Genomic DNA, 19,323 nt, shown 5'->3' on the forward strand with positions numbered 1-19,323 from the left:
CCCGGTGGTCCGGCGCGCGGCCGCCCGGGGGCGTCAGGTCCCGGGGCGGCCGCGGGCGTTCAGCGGGCCGGCAGCCGCCCGGTGCGGATGACCTCGGCGTACCACCGCGCGCTGTCCTTGGGCGTGCGGCGCTGGCTGGCGAAGTCGACGTGGACGATGCCGAAGCGCTTGCTGTAGCCGTGCGCCCACTCGAAGTTGTCAAGCAGCGACCAGAGGAAGTAGCGGCGCACCGGGACGCCGTCCGCGACCGCCAGGCGCACCGCGTCCAGGTGGCCGTGCAGGTAGGCGATCCGCTCGGGGTCGTGCACCTCGCCGGAGGGGTCGCAGTAGTCCTCGTACGCCGCGCCGTTCTCGGTGATCAGCAGCGGGACGCCGGGCAGGTCGTCGCGCAGCCGTACCAGTAGCTCGTACAGCCCGCGGGCGTCCACCGGCCAGCCCCTCGCGGTGCGGGTGCCCTCGGCGGGCAGGAAGCGGATGCCCTGGTCGGCGGGCCAGGGGGAGAGCTCACCGCCGTGGCCGTCCTCGCGGGCCGCCGGCGCGGCCGGGTCGGCGGCGGCCACCACCGTCGGGGTGTAGTAGTTGATGCCCAGCGAGTCGATCGGGCGGGAGATCTCGGCGAGGTCGCCGTCGTGGACGAAGGACCAGTCGGTGACGTGCGCGGTGTCGGCCAGCACGTCCGCCGGGTAGCTCCCGCGGAAGACCGGGTCGAGGAAGATCCGGTTGGCCAGGCCGTCGATCCGGCGGGCCGCTTCGAGGTCGCCCGGATGATCGCGGGTGAGCGGGCGGACGGCGGCCAGGTTGAGGGTCAGCGACACCTGGGCGGCGGCGGGCAGCTCGGCGCGCAGGGCGCCGGTGCCCAAGCCGTGGGCCAGCAGCAGATGGTGGTGGGCGGTGAGGGCGCCGGCCGGGCCGGTGCGGCCGGGCGCGTGCACGCCCGAGCCGTACCCGAGGAACGCGCTGCACCAGGGCTCGTTCAGGGTGGTCCAGTGGGCGATACGGTCGCCCAGCCGTCGGGCGGCCAGCCGATGTCGGTGCCGGCGCCGAGCACCCGGCCGTCGGCCGTCCTGACGGCGGCGGCCTTCCAGGGCACCAGGCCGTCGTTGACGGCGCCCGCGCCGACAGTCCTGAGATCGGTGAGCTTGTCGGCCTGCCTCTGGAGTACGCCGGCGACCCGGCCGACCTCCAGGCCCTGGATGTCGGCGAGACCGCCGCCGCCGGCCAGTTTGGTCTGCAGGGCCTGCCAGTACTGGCCCTCGTCCTGGGTGTCGGTCTGCTTGATGGTGATGCCGGGGTGCGAGCTCGTGTACTCGTCGTAGAGGCCGCTCTCCTTGAACCCGAAGGTGCCGAAGAGGTCGACGGTGAGCGTGACCTGCCCGCCGCCGGCGTCCCTGGAGCCGCCGGATCCGCAGGCGGTGAGCAGCAGGGCGCCCGCCAGGGCGGCGGCCCCGAGGGTGGTGGTGGCACGGCGGGTTCTGGTGGGTGGAGTGGAGCGCTTGGTGTGCGTGCGGCGCGTGCGGCGCATGGAAGCCTCCTGGCTTCGTCCGGATCCGGCGGCTCTGAGCGGGGGGACGTACGAGAGCGCAAGTCATGAGAGCGCTCTCTCAGTGGGCTGCAAGGGCTGGGTGAGAGCGCTCTCAGTTGCTGGGGAGGAGATTGCCGCGCCGCGCCGCCCGCCGTCAAGGCCCTGACCCTTGAACGTCCCGCGGGGGTGCTCCTGCCGCCGGGGGCTCGGAAGTTGAAGCCGGGAGCGCTGCGGGGCGGCTCTCGCGCGGGGCATTGACGCGCGACGGTTCCCTCTCTACCTTCAGTCGCGATGAGAGCGCTCTCGCAGACTCCTGACGCCCGCTCCGCCCCGAGCCGGACGTCTCCCGTCGGCCGGGCGCCGACCCCGCGCTGCCCGCTCCGGTGATCCGGCGGAGTGGAAGGTCGGCCGGGCCGACCCTCCACTCCGAGGCCTCCGCCCTACGGCCGGGCGGGTGCCAGCCGTGCCACGGACGGTGCAATGCGCCGACCAGGGCGGGGCGCGGGAGAGAGTGGGAGGGCCGCCCACCCGACCGGGCCGGCGCCGCGGGTGTGAGGGGCCGCCAGATGGACCTGAAACGGGGAACCGCGCTGACGCTGGCGCTGCTGGGCCTGACCATGACCAGCGGGATCGTCGAGGCCGTCAGCTTCCTGGCGCTCGGGCACGTCTTCACGGCGATGATGACGGGCAATCTGCTGCTCCTCGCCTTCGGCATCGCCGGCGGCGCGGGCCTGTCCCCCGGCCGCTCGGCGGTCTCACTCGCCGCCTTCGTGACCGGTGCGCTCGCCGGCGCCCGGCTGGAGAGCCGGGTGGCCGCACACCGCCACCGCTGGTTCGTCGCGGGCCTGCTCGCCGAGGCGGTACTGCTCGGCGTGGCAGGCGTGGTCGCCTGGCGGCTCGACGGCGCCGACACGCCGGCCTCCGCCCGGCACTACGCGGTGGTGGCCCTGGTGGGCGTCGCGATGGGGGTGCGCAGCGTCACCACGCTCCGGGCCCACGTGCCGGACCTGCCGACCACACTGGCCACCAGGACGCTGACCTCGCTTCTCAGCAGCCTGGCGTTCGTGGCCGGGCCGGAGCTCAGACCGGCCGCCGGGGAGCGGCCGTGGCTGCGCCGCTCGGCGGCGGTGGCCTCGATGTTCGTCGGCGGCCTGCTGGGTGGGTGGATGCTGAAGGCCGGATGGCGGCCGGCCGGGCCGCTGCTGCTGGTTGCGGCGGCGGCGCTGGCCATCGCGGTCGCGTACGGTCTCGCCCCGCGTTACCGGTCTCCGGTGCCGCCCGGTGGCGGGTGAGTCGGGAGTGCGCGGCCGGACGGTTCAGGACGCGGGGACCACCCTGAAGCGTTCGAGTACCACCGGGGTGGCGTCATCCACGGTGAACGCCGGGTCGTCCATCGCGGCGCGCAGTTCGGCGCTGTGCCAGAACGTCTCGTGGTCCGCGCGCCACTCGGCCACCGTGGTGTGCCCCTCGCCCTCGTCCAGGGCGTGCGCGAGGTCGACGTCGGCCAGTGCCACCACCCGGACCTCCGTCACCTCGATCACGGCGACCGGCCGATTGTCCGAGTCGACCACCGCGGACCGTGCGCCGACCCGTGGCAGGGCCTCCCCGCAGTGCTCGTACTCGGCCACCAGCCCGGTGGTGCTCGTCTTCGCGCCACCGAGGATCGCGGCCACCAGCTTGTCGCGCACTGGCCCGGGGAAGGCGAACTCGGCGGTGGGCAGGGCGCCGGCGTCGGTGTTCTGATGATCGGTCATCTCATCAGCGTAGGCCGGGTGGCAATCCCATTACGGGGCCGTGGGATCGTTCGGCGGCTGCGCGCACGGCCGGGCCGAGGGGTGAACGCCGCGCCCGCCGCGCGTATTTCCGCCCGAGCATCAGCGTGAGGGTGAGGCAGGTCCCGGGCGAGTGTGGGGTAGGCGCACACGTCGCCGGTGGCCTTGGCGTGCGCCCAGAGGGTTGCCTGAAGGACGGGAACCTCGGTGGTGCCGGTGTTGCCGTTGGCGGAGCCGGGGTTGATCAGGTCGTAGTTGTCCCAGCTGCCGTTACCGGGAGCGGTGGGGATGCGCTGTGCGATGGGGGAGATGTCGGTGGGTTGATGTCGCGTTCTTCCCCGACAACCTTCGGTTCGCCGCGGTCCAGATCCCGCGGCTGGCCCTGGACAACGCCCGTCCCCGCGGCGCTCTCGAAGCGCGACCAAGGTCACCCGTTGTTGCTCGGCGACAAGGGATGCCCTCGCCGCCGGGCAACAACTGCTCTCGGGACTCGCCGACAAGGCCACGCGCCAGTGACGGCCGGGCGCGGCGCGGTTTGTCCCGCTTGCGTCAGCTCGCCTGGGACGGGGACGGGGTCTGCCTGATGTCGTTGACGATCGTGCGGGTGGTGATGGCGGTGGTGTGGACGACGGTGCCGGGCTTGATCAGGTTCGCCTCCGTAGCGCCGGGAACGGGGTTGACCTGGACGGTGCGCTTGCCTAGGAAGGTGAGGGTCTTGTTGTCGAAGATCCACTCGGTGCGCTGGCCGCTGGTCTCGTCGAGCCGGGCCACCGCGACGCCGTGGCGCCCGGCCGCATCGACCGCATCATCGACCGTGACCACGCCCGGGATCTTGGCGGCGGCCTTGTAGAGCGCGGAGGTGAGAGCGGAGGTCGGGTAACTCTCGCCGAGAAGGTCGCCGATGGTGGTGAACGCCTCCTGGTCGGGGCCGCTGCCCGTCCCCTTGGTCTCGTTGTAGATCTTGGCGAGGAGGGCGTCGGGGTCGGTGGTGAGCGCGGCGAGGTAGTCGTATGAGGGGGCGTTGAGGTACGGCTGAACGTCCGAGGCCAACGTGATGCCCTTGGCGTCGGTCGCGCCCGGCTCGATCAGCCAGCCGTTCTTGCCGTCGAGAGACCGCCAGGTCTGGCGGGGGTGCAGCTTGTCGCTGACGACGGTGCTCTTTCCGCTGTCGTTGCGGACGTGGGTGCCGGCCGTCGTCGACTCGATGTAGACGTACTGCCCCTCGCGCGCCTTCGGGGCGGAGGTTTCGTCGGCGGCCAGCGCGATCCGGCCCAGCAGCTGCACGGCGCCACTCGCGTGGGCGGAGCCGACCTGGGTGGTCAGGAGAGGGCCGGTGGCAAGGCCGGAGTCGTCGCCGCTGCCGCCGGGCGTGACGGTGAGGTGGACGCCGGTCACGACGGCTCCGGCCAGGGCGAAGGCCGCCACCGGGATGAGAACCGCGCGGCGCAGAAACGGATTGCGCCGCTTGGCGGAGGCGGGGGAGGACGTACGGAGGTCTTCGTGGATCTGGGTCATCAAGCGCTCCCGGTGCAACTGATGGCGGCCCGCCGGCAGATCCCGCTCCGTGAACTGGAGCAACCTGTCGATCTCGTTGGTCATCGGATTCCTTCCTCTGCGGACCGGACCGCGATGGCGCGGTCGCCATTTACCTGTCGAGGGCGGGCAGCGGGTTCCCGTTTGGGCCATGCCAGTTCCGCGTCCGTGAGTTTGCGCAGCTTCGTACGCGCCCGGGACAGGCGGGAGCGGACCGTGCCGACCGGGATGCCCAGGGCCTGGGCCGCATCGGCGTACTCCATGCCCTCCAGCAGGCACAGCACCAGCACCTCGCGCTCGGGTCTGCGCATCGAGCCCAGGGTGCTGAGCGCGGCGGCGATCCGGCGTCGGTCGTCCACCTGGCCGGCAACCGCCTCGGCATGGTCGGGCACGTCGGACAGCTCGCGGACCGCAGCGGCGGCCGCGGCCCGGTAGCGGCGGTTGCTGCGGCAGTGGTTGCGGGCGAGGTTCGTGGCGATGCCCAGCAGCCAGGGCCGCAGCGAGCCGCCTTCCGGGTCGACCTTGCCCCGCAGTCGCCAGGCCTCCATGAACGTGGCCGACATGACGTCCTCCGCGACCGACCAGTCGGCGGTCAGGCGGAAGGCGTGGTTGTAGACGGTACGGGCGTAGCTGTCGAACAGCCCGCCGAAGGCATCGGGATCCCCGGCCCGGACCCGGGTTCGCATATCTGTGGTCACCTCTCTTCGCTGTCCGGCTCTCGCGGGCGAGTTCCGGTGATGCGCGTCACACGCGCTCAAACCGCACGGCTCGCACCCGCATCCAAGGCACAACCCCCTGACCGGGTGGCGCTACCGGGCTGGCGGTCCTTTCCAAGCCGCCCGCCATGAACCTGGCGGGATGCACATGCGAAGGATCCTTCGGTAGGCCGGCTTGCGAGGCGACCTCGTCGCCGTCCCCACCGGCGAACGCCGACACCACCCGGTGCGGTCCTAGCCGCAATGCCGCTGACCTAACGGCGGCTGCGAGTACCTGACCTGCGGCGATGTCCCCCCGGATAGCCCTGGGATCCAGCAAGGTCACCGGTATTGGACCTAGGCCGAGCTCCGCACGACCAGCCGGGTCGGGGTGATGATCGAGGTGGGGCCGGTGGCGGCCTGCCCGCCGATGCGACGCAGGAGCAGACGCGCCATCAGGCGGCCCATCTCCTCGATGTCCTGGCGGATGGTGGTGAGCGGCGGGTCGGTCCAGGCGGCGACCGACTCCAGGTCGTCGAAGCCGACCACCGCGACGTCCTGCGGGACCCGGCGCCCGTGCTCGCGAAGCACCCGCAGCGCGCCGGAGGCCATCAGGTCGGAGGCGGCGAAGACGCCGTCCAGGTCCGGGCAGCCGGCGAGCAGCCGGGCCATCGCGCGGCCGCCCCCGTCGGGGGTGAAGTCGCCCTCGGCGATCAGCGCCGGGTCGCCGTCGGGCAGGAGGTCGCGGTACCCGTCCAGGCGGTCGAGGGAGGAGGTCTGGTCGAGCGGGCCGGTGATGGTGGCGATCCGGCTGCGGCCGAGCGACCGGAGGTGCTGGACGGCGAGGCGGGCGCCGCCGCGGTTGTCGCTGTCGACGTAGTGCAGCTCGCGGTCGTGCTCGGCGCCGGGCCAGCCGGGCCGGCCGCCGATCACGGTGGGCAGCCCGACCCGGCGGGCCATGTCGGGCAGCGGGTCGCTGCGGTGGAGTGAGAAGAGGAGCGCGCCGTCGACGTGCCCGCCGGCCAGGTAGCGCCCGGCCCGCTCGTAGTCCTGCTGGTCCTCGACCAGCAGCAGGACCATCTGGTTGTCGGCGGCGGACAGCTCCCGGCTGATCCCGCGCAGGTGCTGCGCGAAGAAGGGGTCGGAGAAGATCCGGCTCTCGGGCTCGGCGACGACCACGGCGACGGCCTGGTTGCGGCGGGTGACGAGGGTGCGGGCGGCGAGGTTCGGTACGTAGCCGAGCTCCTCGACGGCCTGCTGGACCTTGGCGCGCAGCGGCTCCCGTACGCCGGCGCCCCCGTTGATCACCCGGGAGGCGGTGGCCCTGGACACGCCGGCGCGCTCGGCCACCGACTCAAGGGTGGGGCGGGGGAGTGCGCCGAGGGGCTGCTGCTGCTCGGTCACCGGGGGCTCCTCTCGCGGTCCGGCGTGCGGGGGAGCAGCCTATCGGTTGACGAGGCCTGTTGAGAGCGCTCCCACCAGGCCGGCCGCCGACCGGTCGGACCGCCGTCCACGGCCATGTCGGTTTTCCGCCAGTCGACGGTCCCCGGGTTGCCGCAGACTGGACAGCGTGATCGACGACGACATGCGGTACCGAGCCGTGGACAGCCGTGACTCCCGCTTCGACGGTGTCTTCTTCACGGCCGTCACCTCCACCGGCATCTACTGCCGCCCGAGCTGCCCCGCAGTGACCCCCAAACGGGTCAACTGCACGTTCTACCCGACCGCCGCCGCCGCCCAGGGCGCGGGCTTCCGGGCCTGCCGCCGCTGCCGCCCCGACTCCGTCCCGGGCTCGCCCGAGTGGAACCACCGGGCCGACCTGGTCGGCCGCGCGATGCGCCTGATCGGCGACGGCGTGGTCGACCGCGAGGGCGTCGCCGGCCTGGCCGACCGTCTCGGCTACAGCTCCCGCCAGCTCCAGCGCCAGCTCATCGCCGAGCTGGGCGCGGGGCCGATCGCACTCGCCCGGGCCCGCCGGGCGCAGACCGCCCGGCTGCTGCTCCAGACCACCGGGCTGCCCGTCACCGAGGTCGCCTTCGCGGCCGGGTTCGCGTCCGTACGGCAGTTCAACGACACCATCCGCGAGGTCTACGACCGCACGCCCAGCGGGCTGCGCGCCGAGGTCGCGGCCGGCCGCCGGGCGTCCGCCGCCCCGGCGGGCGGCCTGAGCCTGCGCCTGGCCTATCGCGGCGCCCTGGACAGCGATCACCTGATCGACTTCCTGGCGCTGCGCGCCATACCCGGCGTGGAGGAGGTCGTGGCGGGCGTGCGACGCGGCGTACGGACATACCGGCGCACGCTCGCGCTCCCGTACGGGCACGGCGTCGCTGAGGTGGACGGCCTCGCCGCCACCGAACCGCGCACCCGCGGGTGGCTCGATTGCCGATTGCAGCTCACCGACCTGCGGGACCTCACCACCGCCGTCCACCGCCTGCGGGCGCTGTTCGACCTGGACGCGGACCCGGACGCGGTCGACGAGCAGCTCGGCGCCGACGCGACCCTGGGACGGCTGATCCGCTCCCGGCCGGGCCTGCGCTCGCCCGGGCACGTGGACCCGCACGAGCTGGCCGTCCGCGCGGTGCTCGGCCAGCAGGTGACCGTCGGGGCGGCCCGCACCCTCGCGGGCCGGCTGGCCGAGAAGTACGGTGCGGCGCTCCCCGAGCCGAGCGGCGGACTTCGCCTGCTCTTCCCGACGGCCGCCGCGCTGGCCACGGCCGCCCCGGAGGACTTCGCCATGCCCGCCGCCCGCCGCCGGGCCCTGACCGGTCTCTGCGCCGCCCTGGTCGAGGGCACCGTCCGGCTGGACGGCGGCGTGGACCGCGAGCAGGCGGCCGCCGAACTGCTCGCCCTGCCCGGCATCGGCCCCTGGACGGTCGGCTACCTGCGGATGCGCGCGCTCGCCGACCCGGACGTGTTCCTGCCGAGCGACGTGGGTGTCCGGCACGGGCTGCTGCGGCTCGGCGAGGCGGGCGACCCCGACTCGGCGGCCCGCCTGGCCCAGGCCTGGGCGCCCTGGCGCTCCTACGCCGTGCACCACCTCTGGGCGGCCGCGTCGGCGGCGGGTGGGGCTCCCGGTGCAGCTGGTGCTGCCGCAGCTGTGACTGTTGAAACGAATGTTGATGTGGACGTTGAGGTGCCTGCCGGCGCGACGGCCGGCGAGTCGAAGGGGACGAGGGCATGAGCACGGTCTTCACGAGGATGGACAGCCCGCTGGGCCCGCTGCTGCTGAGCGGCGTGCGCCAGGACGGCGGGGTGGCGGCCCTCGCCACGGTCACCGCGCCCGGACAGAAGGGAGCGCTCGCCGAGCCCTCCGACGACTGGGAGTACGACCCGGATGCGCTCGCCCCCGCGGTCGCCCAGCTGACGGCCTACTTCGCCGGTGAGCGCACCAGCTTCGATCTGCCGCTGGCGCCGGTCGGGACGGAGTTCCGCCGGCGCGTCTGGGCGGCGCTGGACGACATCCCGTACGGGGTCACCGTGACGTACGGTCAGCTTGCGGTGGCGGCCGGTCTGTCGCCGCGCGCGGTCCGGGCGGTGGGCGGCGCCGTTGGTGCCAACCCGCTGCTGGTGGTGCGACCCTGTCACCGGGTGATGGGAGCCAACGGCTCGCTCACCGGCTTCGCGGCCGGGGTCGATCGCAAGCGCTGGCTGCTGGAGCTGGAGAGCGGCACGCTCTTCTGACCTTCGACTGACAGCCGACTGCCTCTGGCCTCCGACCTCCGGCTCTACCGGGCCGGTCCGTGGTGGTCGTCGTGGGCGGGTTGTGGTGCGGGTGACTGGGTGGGCTGTTGGGCGGGCGGCGCGGCGAGGGCCTTGGCGAGGCGCTCCAGACCGGGCAGCGCACCCATCACGGCCTCGCGGTCGTCGGGGGAGAGGCTCGCCAGCGCGTCGGCGATCCGGCGCTCATGGGCCCGCTGCCAGTCCTCCAGCTGCCGCTGGCCCGCCTCGGTGAGCGCGATCCTGGCCGTGCGGCGGTCCCCGGGGTCGGGCTGGCGGTCGACGAAACCGGCGTCCAGCAGCTTGCTGATCAGGCCGCTGACGGTGTTCGGTGCCAGCCGCTGCCGGGCCGCCAGCTCGCCGACCCGGAGCGGCGCCGCGGCGAGCGTCTGGAGCAGTTCGACCTGCGCCATCGGCAGCGACTCCCACGGGTAGTCCGTCCGGATGCTGCTGCGCAGCGCGCGCCGGAGCCGGGTGACGACGTCGGTGAGCAGCCGCGCGCGCTCGACCGCCAGTGCGACCTCGTCCGTGACCCCGTACACCTCGTCGAGCACGCCGTCGAAGCGCGCCTCCAGTGCCGAGGGCGCGGGTTCGCCTGCCCCGCCCTCGGGCGAGTTTGGGCTGGTCGGGTCGGGGGTGGGCAGTGACGGCATGGCGGACAGCGTAGCGTCTTGCCGCGTGGTGCTCGGTGGGCGACCAGGTCCGCGGCGGAGCGGTTCGGGCGGCGAGCTGCTCGTCCAGGGAGTACCTCCGGCCGGGAAAAGCTCCCCGGCAGAACACCTCCTTGGGCGAGTAGTTCTGACTACGATATATTCTGCCCCCATGAGCGCCGACCGACCACCCTCCCCCAGCGCCGCTCCCGCTCCCGCTCTCCCCCTGGCCGCCGGAATGGCCTCGGGTCTGGGCGCCCGGCTGCTCGAAAGCCGTCTGCTGGCTGAGCGGCCGCGGCCGCGCGTGATCGCGTGCCGGCGGTACGCCCACTGGCTCGCTGTCGGCACTGTGTGCCTCGGCGCGTTCCTCGGGCAGCTCACCGCGAGCATCACCGCCCTGGTCTTCCCCGCCCTGGAACGCCGGTTCGAGACCGGCTTCGCCGCCGTCGAATGGGTCGCCCTCGCCTACCTGCTCGTTCTGGTGGCCCTGCTGGCGCCGATCGGGAGGCTCTCCGACCTCGTCGGCCGCAAGACCATGTATGTCGGAGGCTTCGCGGTCTTCGCGCTGGCCTCGCTGGGCGCGGGCCTGTCCGGCAGTCTGGGCGTGCTGGTGGCGTGCCGGGCCGTCCAGGCGGTCGGCGGGGCGATGATGCAGGCCAACAGCGTGGCGCTGGTCGCGAGGGGGGTGCCGGAGTGCGCCATGCGCAGCGCGCTGGGGATCCAGGCGGCGGCCCAGGCACTGGGGCTTGCCCTGGGTCCGTCGCTGGGTGGCCTCCTGGTCGAGCACGTGTCCTGGCGCTGGGTGTTCTGGGTCAACGTGCCGATCGGGGTGCTGGGCGTCGTGGCTGGCTGGTTCCTGCTGCCCCGCACCCACCCCGACGGGCGCCCCACAGCGGTGGCGGCAGCCGCGCTCGCGCCCCCGACCGGAGGCGAAGTACCGCCGGCCGTCCCCGGGCTTCCGCCGGCCGTCCCCGGGCTACCGCCGGCCGGGGAGAGCGGCAGCGGCCGGTTCGACGGGCTGGGCCTGCTGCTGCTCGCGGGCGCGTCCACCGCTCTGCTGCTCGCCCTGTCGACGGCCTCCGGCCTACCGCTGCCGGGCTGGGCGGTGTTCGTCCTGCTGGCGGCGGCGGTGGCTCTGACGATCGCGCTGGCGAAGCAGGAGCAGCGGGCCGCCAGGCCGCTGATCGCCCCCGGGCTGGTCAGCACACCGGGCGTCCGGTCGGGGCTGGTGGTCGCGCTGGTCGGCTATCTGCTGCTGTTCTGTCCGCTGGTGCTGGGCCCGGTGCTGCTGGTCGATGCTGGCGTCCCGGTGGCCGGGGCCGGTCTGATGATCACTCTGCTACCGGCCGCCTTCGCGGTCGCCGCGACCGTCGGCGGCAGGTTGCTGCCCCGGAAGTGGTCGGATGCCGTGCGTTCACGGTGCGGGGCCGGGGTCACGGCGGCCGGCCTGGTGGTGCTTGCCCTGCTGCCGTTCGGCGAGCGGGCCTCGGCGGGGCCGCTGCTGGTCGTCGGGTACGGGCTCGGGCTCCTGCTGCCCGCCAACAACGCGCTGGTGATGCGCGGCATCCCGGCGGAGTGCTCGGCCGTGGGTGGCGGCATGGTCAACATGGCGCGCAGCCTCGGCACGGCGCTGGGTACGGCGTTGCCCGTACTCGGCATCCACCTGGCGGGCCCGGCGGCGGGCGGGCGTGCGGTGCTGGTCGCGCTGGCGGCGGTGGCGGGAGCGGCCGTCCTGCTCACCCGCCCGGGCCGCGCGGTGCGACCCGTGCCACGCGGGCGGGGCGAGGGCGGGCGCGGCGAGGGCGGGCCGGCCGAGACGACGTCAGGGCCGGAGAGCCGCCCCGCACGCGGAGTGCGGCGGACGTAGGTCCCGTCCGCCGCACTCCGAACCCGTACGGCTGCCACCCGCGTCGCGCACCCAGCGCGGGGGCACCGCTCAGACGCCGGGCTTGGCGCCGCGCTCGGTCAGCATGTCGGTGATCAGCTGGATCTCGGCCGTCTGCCCGATCACCATCGACTGGGCGAGCCGCTTCTCGGCGTCGTTCTTCGCCAGGTCCACGTACCCCTGGGCCATCTCCACCCCGCCCCGGTGGTGTTCCAGCATCAGCTGGAGGTAGAACACCTCGGCGTCACGCCCGCTCAGGGCGCGGAGCCTGTCGAGCTGCGTGTTGGTGGCCATGCCGGGCATCAGCGAGCCGTCGTGGGCCTCGTAGACGTGGTTCATCCGCATCCAGGCCATCGGCTTGGCCTGCGAGCGCTGCGTCAGGTTCCACTGGTCGAGCCAGCCCATCATCATGCCGCGCTGGTTGGCCTGGGTGTTGATGATGTCGAACGCGAGGGTGCGCACGGCGGCGTCCTCGGTGCGGTCGCGGACGATGAAGGACAGGTCGACGGCCTGCTGATGGTGCGTCGACATGTCCCGCGCGAAGCCGGCCTCCGGGGAGTCGTCTGCCGGCGCGGCGGCGACGCTGCCGGCCGCCGAGCCTCCGCTCGTCACCAGGGCGGGCACGCCCAGGCAGAGGGCGACGGTGGCGGCCAGCGCGGCCGGCCACCAGAGCCTGCGGCGCCCGGCTCCGCCGGGAGTGCCCTCCGCGGCCTTGCCGGCACTCCCGTCCGAGGTCCGTTCGGCAGTCCGGGCTGCGGCCTCATCGGCAGCCTCGTCGGGTGTCGCGTCGGTGGCGGTCATCGCGTCGTCGCCCCCGCTCACTGGGCCGCGCTGCACGAGGCGCCCGGCTCCTGGGTCTGCTTGCCCTGCACGTACTTGGTGAAGAACTCGTCCACCCGTGGGTCGTTGGCGTTGTCCAGGACGAGCTGGGTGCCCCACGCGCTCAGGGTGATCGTGCCCTGCTCGTCCGGGTACGGGCTCATCAGCGAGTACTGGGTCGTCGAGACCTTGGTGGCAAGGGTCTTGATGTCCTCAGGCGTGGCCTTGGCGTTGTACGTGACCCAGACCGCGCCGTGCTCCAGCGAGTGGACGGCCCGCTCGTTCTCCACCGGCTGGTCGTAGACGTGCCCCATGCAGTCCAGCCACATCGGGTTGTGGTCGCCGCCGACCGGCGGCGTCTGCGGGTAGGTCACCTTGGTGGTGACGTGGGTCCGGCTCAGGTTGTCGAACGTCTGCACGCCACTGACGGGCGCGTTCGCCCGGGCCTCGTCGGCCTTCCGCTGGTTGTCGGCGTCGATGACGATCCACGTACCGGTCGCTATCGCGCCGACCACCAGCGCGCCGGCGACCGTGATCGCGATCACCTTGTTGCGGCGGTCCCGGCGCTGTTCCTCGGCGCGCAGCTCGGCGATCCGGGCGCGGCGGTCCAGGCCGGACTGCTTGCCACTGGGCTTGTTCGACTGGTTGCTCGACTGCTTCGAGGCGGAACCCATGGAGATGTCCTTGTCCCCGTCGTGCGCTGTGGGCACGGCGGAATGAAGAGGTGGCAGAGGGGGCGGAGCCGTCGGTCCCGTCCGCTGCGGGAGGCGGGACGAAGGCCGGCGGTGGGTTCCGCTAGGACCGTTGGACCTGTAGTTCGTGCAGGTCGGGCGCCAGATGGGGCCCTGGGGGAGTGGCGACGGGTGTGCCGCGCGGCAGGGCCCGGACGGTGACCGGCCGGGGCAGGGTGACCGGCAGCCGCTGCGGGGGCGGGTTCGGGAGCTGGGCGTCCTGCGCGCAGTAGGGGTGACTGGAGCACCCGTTGTGCTGCGGAGGGGTGTCGCCGTCGGCCGAGCACCAGGTGCGCGGACGCTGCCCGTCGGTGCGCTGGACCGGCCGGACCGGCTGGCCCGGCTCGTCCCGGTCCGCGCGCGTCGCCCGGTCCGCCCGCGTTGCCCCGGCTGTCCGCGCGGCCCGGTGATCGGCGGTGTCGGAGGGGGAGGACGCCGGGCCGGCCTGGGTCGTGACGGGCGGTGGTGTGAACCCGGATCCGGCCGTGACGGCCTGGGCATGCCCGGCGGACGCGAGCATCGTCAGGAGTCCGACCATCAGCAGGGCCAACAGCGCGCCCACCGGGCGGCCCGCGTTCGCGGCCCTCCCCGGCCTGGGTGCTCTGGGCGCCGACGCGGTCATGCGCACATATTAATCAGCCGAACGGGTGAAGCGATGCCCCTCCCGGGCCCTCAATTTCGCCCCCGGACAGTCCGGCTGCCCCGGGAAAGCGCGCTGCTCCGCGTACTTTCGGCCTGGGTGGACGGATCCGGTCGGCCGAGGAGCACGGCCGGGTACGTCCGGCGGCGGTGGGCATCCTCCGATGGGTGCGGAGTTGTCCCCGAACGCCGGACACCGTCGTCGTGCTTCGGGAGAATGACGCGGAGTCCGGCACGCAACCCGCTCGGCAATGCCCCCCGTCCCCGCCGGGGGTACGGCAACCACGGACCAGGAGCCGCCAGATGAGGAAGCAGGGCGCACCCGCGCAGCAGCAGCCGGAGGACGGCTGGTGGCACGCGGTGTACGAGGGGCCGTCCGGCGTGCTGCCGGACATTCCGGGCGCCGTGGCGGGGGAGGGAAGCGTCGACGACTGGTTCGACACGGCTGCGGGGATGATCGGCGTGCAGCGCACGGCGGAGGACGCCGACGATGCGTCCGCTGCTGCTGCTGCTGCCGCCGCCGCTGCGGCTGCTGCGGAGCCGGAGGGTGAGCCGGAGGGCGCGCCGGACTCCGCCGTGGCGGTGGTGCGGGACAGCATCGACGACTGGTTCGACACCGCGGCGGGCGTGATCGGCGCCCAGCGTGTGGGGGAGCCCGCGCCGGCCCGGGTGGACGCGCCCGCCGACGGGCCCGGCACCGACCGTCCGGATGAGCCGGAGCAGCTCCAGCGGGCGAGGCAGCAGGAGCGGCCGGAGCCGCCGCACTTGGAGCAGGTGCCGGCGCAGCGCGAGGCGGAGGAGGAGACGCCCGCACCGGACGGGGTGTCAGCCGACGCCGGAGTGGCCGCTGCGGGCGAGCCGGTCGACGAGACCCGCCGGTTCGCGGCGCCGTCCTGGGCCGACGACAGAGGCCCGATCCCGGCCCCGGCCTCGCGCGCGGCCGAGGAGGTGCCGGCGCCCGAGCAGCCCGCCGCCGACACACTGCAGAGCCTGCTCGTCGAGCCGTCCCCCGCCGGTACCGGCGCCTCGGACGCCTCGGTGCCCTCGTCGCCTGAGCCTGCCACGGCCTCCGCCGCCCCGCTCACGGAGCCCGAACCGGGCGCACCGACCCCACCGGTCGCATCGACCCCACCGGCCGCACCCACTCCGCCCGCCGCACCCACCGCTCCCCGCCCGGGCGTCCGCCCCGCGTACACGGCCGGGACCGTGCCGCACGTCGGCGAGCGTCCCCCGACGTACGGGCCGGAGCCGACCGCGGTACCGGCCGCCGATCCGGACGGGCTCGGGGCGGTCGTGCCCGACACCACGCTGGAGGGGGCGCAGTACGGCGTGTCCACGCTGCGCGCGGTGTCCGTACGCGGCGACTCGGCCCGCTACCTGGGCGAGCCGCGCCGGGATTCCCTGCTGGTGACCCGGTTCGGCGACGGGCCGGACGGGCTGCTGCTGGCGGTGCTGGGCAGCTACGGCCGGCCGAGCGGGGGAGAGGCCCCGGCGGCGGACGCGACAGCCCTGGCCACGGCGGAGGCCTGCCGCCAGCTCGCCGCCGCGATCGGCCGCAGCCGTGCCGAGCTTGCCGCCGATCTGCGGGCGGGCGCACGAGACCGCCTTCGGTACGGCCTGCAACGCCTCGCCACCCGCGCGGCAGCGCCCCTGCGTGCCACCGTGCCGGACCTGACCCCCGCCACCACGTCGGAGACCGAACGCGCCACCGAACCCGAAACCGAACCCGAGGCCGAGTCCGGAACCGCACCGGTCGCATCCAGGCCCGAGCCGCTTGCGTCGTCCGAGCCCGGGAGCGCGGCCGCCGCGACGACCGCCGAGGAGCCCCCCGGCTCGTTGCACTGCCTGCTGCTCTCCCTCGACCCCGCCGCGACCCACCGCGCGGCCTTCGGCGTCGGCCCCGGCGGGCTCTTCCTGCTGCGGTCCGGCCACTGGATCGACGCCTACGCCGCGCGCCTGCTGCACCACCCGGACGGGCAGCCGCCGCAGGCCGCCGAGGCGGTGCCCGACCCGCGCCCGTTCCGATTCCGGCTGGTCCCGGCCACCGCGGGCGACATCCTGCTGCTCTGCACCCCTGGCCTGGCCGGGCCGATCGCCGACGAGCCGGCCGTCGCGCACTTCCTGGCCGCGCACTGGGCACACCCGCATCCGCCGGGCACGGTCGACTTCCTCCGCCAGGTCCAGGTCAGGGCGAAGGGCTACGCGGACGACCGCACCGCGGCCGCCCTCTGGACGGAGTAGCCCGACCGGCCCGACTGGCCCGGCCGACCGGGGAGACCCACCCGGCCTGGGACCCACCCGGCCCCGGGCCGCCGGCGAGGGCGGCCCGCGGCGGGGGAGGTCAGCGCCCGCCCAGCAGCGTCGCCGTGACGGCGGCGGTCTGGGCCAGCGCCTCCTCCCGGCGCGCGCCGGGCAGCCCGATCGCGATCGGCACCGCGAAGCCGTCGAGCAGCGCCCGGATCTGCACCGCCCGGTCGTACGCCGAGCCGGACCCGGGCAGGAACCCCCCGTTCGCCGTGCCCTCCTCGATCAGCGCGACCAGGTCGGCCTGCCAGGGCGCCTCGATCTCCAGCTGCCCCTGCCGGATCTCCGCGCTGGCGGGGGAGCGCCCCCACACCTCCACCCAGAGGATCCAGCGCGGATCGCCGGGCCCGCTGGGCAGGTACAGCTCCGCGTACGCCGCCAGCCGGTCCCAGACGCTGTCGGTGGCGCGCGCCATCGCCTCCTGCCGGCGGGCGCCGAGCTGCTCCTCGCTCCAGCGCAGGGTCTCCAGCAGCAGCTGGTCCTTGCTGCCGAAGTAGTAGAGGAGGTGTCCGGCGCTCATCTGGAGCTGCTTGCCGAGGCCCGCCATGGTGAGCTTGGCGAGCCCGTGCTCCGCGATCGCGCTCCGCGCGGCGGCGAACACCTCCTCGCGGGGGCGCGCCGGGCGGCGCGGACGGGTGTCCGCCATCTGTCGTTCTCCTCCTGGGCCGGGGGTCGGCCTTTACGATACGGCGGTTCGTGCGCCCCCTATGGTGGGTACGCTGCTGGCCAGCAGGCCCCGTAACCGAGGGGGTAGTCATGGCTACTCTGATCATCTTCCTCTGCGGGTCGGCCGGACTGGTGGCCGGGCTGACGGCCCTCCTCGCCCGGCGCGGCGCGCGACCCACCCAGAACATCGACGGCGTACTGGCCGAGCGTGAGCGCAGCGCGCAGGCGCACGCGATCCGCTCGTCGTACAGCTCCGTGGCCATGCACAGCACCCACGGGCTGATATCGGACGACCTGGGCAGGTACGTCGGCTGACGCCCCGCGCCCGCCGCAGCCGAACCCTCCTGCCACGCACCCTCATTCGCTCCCCGCGACCGCCGCAGCACGGCGAACATCCCGGTGCGGACGCCATTTGGTGCCCGGAAGGGTGGGGCGCGCGAGGACCGGCACCCGCCTCCGGCCCCGAAATGCCGTCCACGAACCGTGAAGTCCTGCGGCATATCTGCCGATACCTCATATGCCCCGTCATCACCGGCCGGTGACCGGCGGAGCTCCACCGACCGCTCTCGCAGCACCGCCCCCACCGCGTCACCCTCACCCGCGCCGCCCTGACTCCCCCCAGCTCACCGTCACCGCCTGGACTCGCGTTCCCGTTCAGGAACTTCAGCATGCCCCGGAGGCCCCCGTGCCAGAACTCTGGATGCCCGGCGCCGAGCGTCACGACGTCGGCGACCACGCTCCGACCGACCAGCAGTACCCGCCGCGCGCGATCGCCCACATCACCTGGGACCGTGACGCCAGCCCGGCCGCACCGCAGGACTGGGTGCCGTTCGACGACCTCGTCTCCTACTTCACCGGCTCCGGCCGGGGTGATGCGCCGCATCTGGTCTGGGATCCCTTCTCCGGGCGGATAGCCCAGCTGTTCCCGGCGGACTCGCGGTCCAAGAGCCTGGTGGACGACGCGGGCGGCACCCGGACGAACCGCGCCGGTGCGGTGGTGATCCAGATCGAGGCGGTGTTCTTCCCCAACTGCCGCAGGAACGGGCGGGTCTACGGCGTGCTCACGGACACGCCCTGCGCGGGGTGGGACCGGCTGCACGCCTGGATCGCGTCCTGGGGGGTGCCCGACGTCTGGCCGATGGGCCGGCCGGTGGACTTCACCTCCCGCCGTGACGAGTACACCTGGGAGACCAGGGGCGGCTGGTACGCGCACGCCCACGTCCCCGAGAACGACCACCAGGACCCGGGACCCTGGCCGGACTTCAGCACCGGCTCGCCGCCGCCGTCCCAGCCGCCCCCCGACGGGGAGATCGCCCGCTACCAGGTGACGATCGGCGGTCTGCGATACGGCTACGGCGCGCACGGGGAGCACGTCACGCTGGTCGGCCGGGCGCTGGTCGCCGCGGGATTCGGCCGTCACTACACCTCCGGCCCCGGGCCGGACTGGACGGACGCCGACACCCTGAACTACGCCGACTACCAGCGCTCCCTGGGCTACACGGGAGCCGCGGCGGACGGCGTGCCGGGTGAGGCATCGCTCCGCCGGCTGCTCGGGCGCCTCCCCGGTGAGCGGCCCGCGGTCTCGGTGGCCCACCTGGTGGCGGCGGCCCGTACCGACCCGGGCGGTGGGCAGGGCCACCGGACGTACGGCACCGAGGTGAAGATCGTCGAACAGGCCCTGGTCGACGAGGGGCTGCTCGACCCGGCCTGGGTGGACGGCAGTTTCGGCACCCGGACGGTGACGGCGTACGCCGCCTGGCAGCGCCGCCTCGGCTACACGGGTTCGGCGGCGGACGGAATCCCCGGCCACGGCTCCCTCTCCCGCCTGGGCGACGCCCACGGTTTCATCGTCACGGAATGATCGGAGACCACGATGCTTCGTTCCCTCACCGAAGCCATCGCGCGCACGGCGCCGACCTGCCCGGTCATGCCGCCCGGCAGCCCCAACACGGCTGCCCTGCGATCCCGGCAGCATCCGTGAGCGCCACGGACGCCGATCCATCGGTCTCCGTCACCCTGGAACTGGCCGAGATCCACCGGATCGTCGACGTCGGATTCGCGCAGCTCGAAGGGCAGTTGGCGCTTATGCTCCAGCGTGCGGTCCAGTCGGACGAGCATGTCGCGGAGCTGAAGGCGGAGGTGAGCGGCCTGCGCCAGGAGGTCGAGGAACTCCAGCGCGGCCGCTGGCCGCTCCCGGCGGTCGGTGCCCTGACGGCCCTCGCCGCGCTGACGGTGGCACTCGTGCAGCTGTTGAGTCGGTGAGCCGTGGGGGGGGCCCCCGGGGGGGGGCCCCCCCGCCCCCCCCCCCCGGGCCCCCCCCCCCCCCCCCCGCGCGGCGCGCCCCCCCGCGGGGGCCGGCGGCGGGGGGCCGGCCGCCGGCGCCGCAGGCC

Annotated in this window: 17 protein-coding genes and 2 pseudogenes; 8 read left to right on the plus strand and 11 right to left on the minus strand. The window is 74.1% G+C overall.

Annotated elements, in window-relative coordinates:
* Positions 1-59: 59 nt before the first annotated feature.
* Together ACIBH3_RS21010 and ACIBH3_RS21015 are read right to left on the minus strand one after the other, a co-directional pair.
* Positions 60-1,094 (minus strand): annotated as a pseudogene (locus tag ACIBH3_RS21010) (glycoside hydrolase family 1 protein); the annotation flags it as partial.
* Positions 1,022-1,522 (minus strand): annotated as a pseudogene (locus tag ACIBH3_RS21015) (carbohydrate ABC transporter substrate-binding protein); the annotation flags it as partial. The pseudogenes ACIBH3_RS21010 and ACIBH3_RS21015, both read right to left, overlap by 73 nt.
* Positions 1,523-2,088: 566 nt before the next feature.
* On the opposite strand from ACIBH3_RS21015, the gene ACIBH3_RS21020 reads away from it, so the two are divergent.
* A complete protein-coding gene (locus ACIBH3_RS21020; RefSeq protein ID WP_396313534.1) occupies positions 2,089-2,814 on the plus strand; it encodes a YoaK family protein in 726 nt (241 codons plus the stop codon).
* A gap of 24 nt (positions 2,815-2,838) precedes the next feature.
* Here the strand turns inward: ACIBH3_RS21020 and ACIBH3_RS21025 are convergent, their stop codons facing one another.
* The 4 genes from ACIBH3_RS21025 to ACIBH3_RS21040 all read right to left on the minus strand — a co-directional run bounded on the left by ACIBH3_RS21025 (position 2,839) and on the right by ACIBH3_RS21040 (position 6,926).
* Complete coding sequence (locus ACIBH3_RS21025) at positions 2,839-3,276, minus strand: ASCH domain-containing protein (RefSeq protein ID WP_396313535.1); 438 nt, start codon at positions 3,274-3,276, stop codon at positions 2,839-2,841.
* Between the two features lie 567 nt (positions 3,277-3,843).
* The gene (locus ACIBH3_RS21030; RefSeq protein WP_396313536.1) at positions 3,844-4,893 is read right to left on the minus strand and encodes a CU044_5270 family protein; all 1,050 of its coding nucleotides are present in this window, start codon (positions 4,891-4,893) and stop codon (positions 3,844-3,846) included.
* Positions 4,890-5,513: an RNA polymerase sigma factor gene (locus tag ACIBH3_RS21035; protein WP_396313537.1), complete on the minus strand. Its 624-nt coding sequence runs from the start codon at positions 5,511-5,513 to the stop codon at positions 4,890-4,892. The genes ACIBH3_RS21030 and ACIBH3_RS21035 overlap by 4 nt, the downstream gene beginning before the upstream one ends.
* A 366-nt stretch (positions 5,514-5,879) precedes the next feature.
* The gene (locus ACIBH3_RS21040) at positions 5,880-6,926 is read right to left on the minus strand and encodes a LacI family DNA-binding transcriptional regulator (RefSeq protein ID WP_396313538.1); all 1,047 of its coding nucleotides are present in this window, start codon (positions 6,924-6,926) and stop codon (positions 5,880-5,882) included.
* A gap of 181 nt (positions 6,927-7,107) precedes the next feature.
* On the opposite strand from ACIBH3_RS21040, the gene ACIBH3_RS21045 reads away from it, so the two are divergent.
* A complete protein-coding gene (locus tag ACIBH3_RS21045; protein ID WP_396313571.1) occupies positions 7,108-8,703 on the plus strand; it encodes a DNA-3-methyladenine glycosylase 2 family protein in 1,596 nt (531 codons plus the stop codon).
* Entirely contained in the window at positions 8,700-9,203 is a 504-nt protein-coding gene (locus ACIBH3_RS21050; RefSeq protein WP_396313539.1) for a methylated-DNA--[protein]-cysteine S-methyltransferase, read from the plus strand. The genes ACIBH3_RS21045 and ACIBH3_RS21050 overlap by 4 nt, the downstream gene beginning before the upstream one ends.
* A gap of 44 nt (positions 9,204-9,247) precedes the next feature.
* Here ACIBH3_RS21050 and ACIBH3_RS21055 read toward each other — a convergent pair whose 3' ends face one another.
* On the minus strand, positions 9,248-9,892 hold the full coding sequence (locus ACIBH3_RS21055; protein WP_396313540.1) for a MarR family winged helix-turn-helix transcriptional regulator: 645 nt from the start codon (positions 9,890-9,892) through the stop codon (positions 9,248-9,250).
* A gap of 169 nt (positions 9,893-10,061) precedes the next feature.
* Here ACIBH3_RS21055 and ACIBH3_RS21060 point away from each other — a divergent pair, with 169 nt between their 5' ends.
* Positions 10,062-11,756: an MFS transporter gene (locus tag ACIBH3_RS21060; protein ID WP_396313541.1), complete on the plus strand. Its 1,695-nt coding sequence runs from the start codon at positions 10,062-10,064 to the stop codon at positions 11,754-11,756.
* A gap of 69 nt (positions 11,757-11,825) precedes the next feature.
* On the opposite strand, the gene ACIBH3_RS21065 is transcribed toward ACIBH3_RS21060, so the two are convergent.
* The 3 genes from ACIBH3_RS21065 to ACIBH3_RS21075 all read right to left on the minus strand — a co-directional run bounded on the left by ACIBH3_RS21065 (position 11,826) and on the right by ACIBH3_RS21075 (position 13,946).
* Positions 11,826-12,611 carry a DUF305 domain-containing protein gene (locus ACIBH3_RS21065; protein WP_396313542.1) on the minus strand — a complete coding sequence of 262 codons (786 nt, stop codon included), beginning with the start codon at positions 12,609-12,611 and terminating at the stop codon, positions 11,826-11,828.
* A complete protein-coding gene (locus ACIBH3_RS21070; RefSeq protein WP_396313543.1) occupies positions 12,593-13,267 on the minus strand; it encodes a DUF3105 domain-containing protein in 675 nt (224 codons plus the stop codon). The genes ACIBH3_RS21065 and ACIBH3_RS21070 overlap by 19 nt, the downstream gene beginning before the upstream one ends.
* Before the next feature lie 121 nt (positions 13,268-13,388).
* Entirely contained in the window at positions 13,389-13,946 is a 558-nt protein-coding gene (locus tag ACIBH3_RS21075; protein WP_396313544.1) for a hypothetical protein, read from the minus strand.
* Between the two features lie 320 nt (positions 13,947-14,266).
* On the opposite strand from ACIBH3_RS21075, the gene ACIBH3_RS21080 reads away from it, so the two are divergent.
* On the plus strand, positions 14,267-16,204 hold the full coding sequence (locus ACIBH3_RS21080; protein WP_396313545.1) for a hypothetical protein: 1,938 nt from the start codon (positions 14,267-14,269) through the stop codon (positions 16,202-16,204).
* A gap of 100 nt (positions 16,205-16,304) precedes the next feature.
* Here ACIBH3_RS21080 and ACIBH3_RS21085 read toward each other — a convergent pair whose 3' ends face one another.
* Positions 16,305-16,913 carry a TetR/AcrR family transcriptional regulator gene (locus ACIBH3_RS21085; RefSeq protein ID WP_396313546.1) on the minus strand — a complete coding sequence of 203 codons (609 nt, stop codon included), beginning with the start codon at positions 16,911-16,913 and terminating at the stop codon, positions 16,305-16,307.
* A gap of 110 nt (positions 16,914-17,023) precedes the next feature.
* Between ACIBH3_RS21085 and ACIBH3_RS21090 the strand changes: the two genes are divergently transcribed.
* From ACIBH3_RS21090 to ACIBH3_RS21100, 3 genes are all read left to right on the plus strand, one after another.
* Positions 17,024-17,248 carry a hypothetical protein gene (locus tag ACIBH3_RS21090; protein WP_396313547.1) on the plus strand — a complete coding sequence of 75 codons (225 nt, stop codon included), beginning with the start codon at positions 17,024-17,026 and terminating at the stop codon, positions 17,246-17,248.
* Between the two features lie 370 nt (positions 17,249-17,618).
* Positions 17,619-18,794: a peptidoglycan-binding protein gene (locus tag ACIBH3_RS21095; protein WP_396313548.1), complete on the plus strand. Its 1,176-nt coding sequence runs from the start codon at positions 17,619-17,621 to the stop codon at positions 18,792-18,794.
* Between the two features lie 116 nt (positions 18,795-18,910).
* Positions 18,911-19,195, plus strand: a complete 285-nt coding sequence (locus ACIBH3_RS21100; protein ID WP_396313549.1) for a hypothetical protein — start codon at positions 18,911-18,913, stop codon at positions 19,193-19,195.
* Positions 19,196-19,323 lie beyond the last annotated feature (128 nt).

Source organism: Kitasatospora sp. NPDC050543 (assembly GCF_044457565.1).
In the GTDB taxonomy this organism is placed as follows: Bacteria; Actinomycetota; Actinomycetes; order Streptomycetales; family Streptomycetaceae; genus Kitasatospora.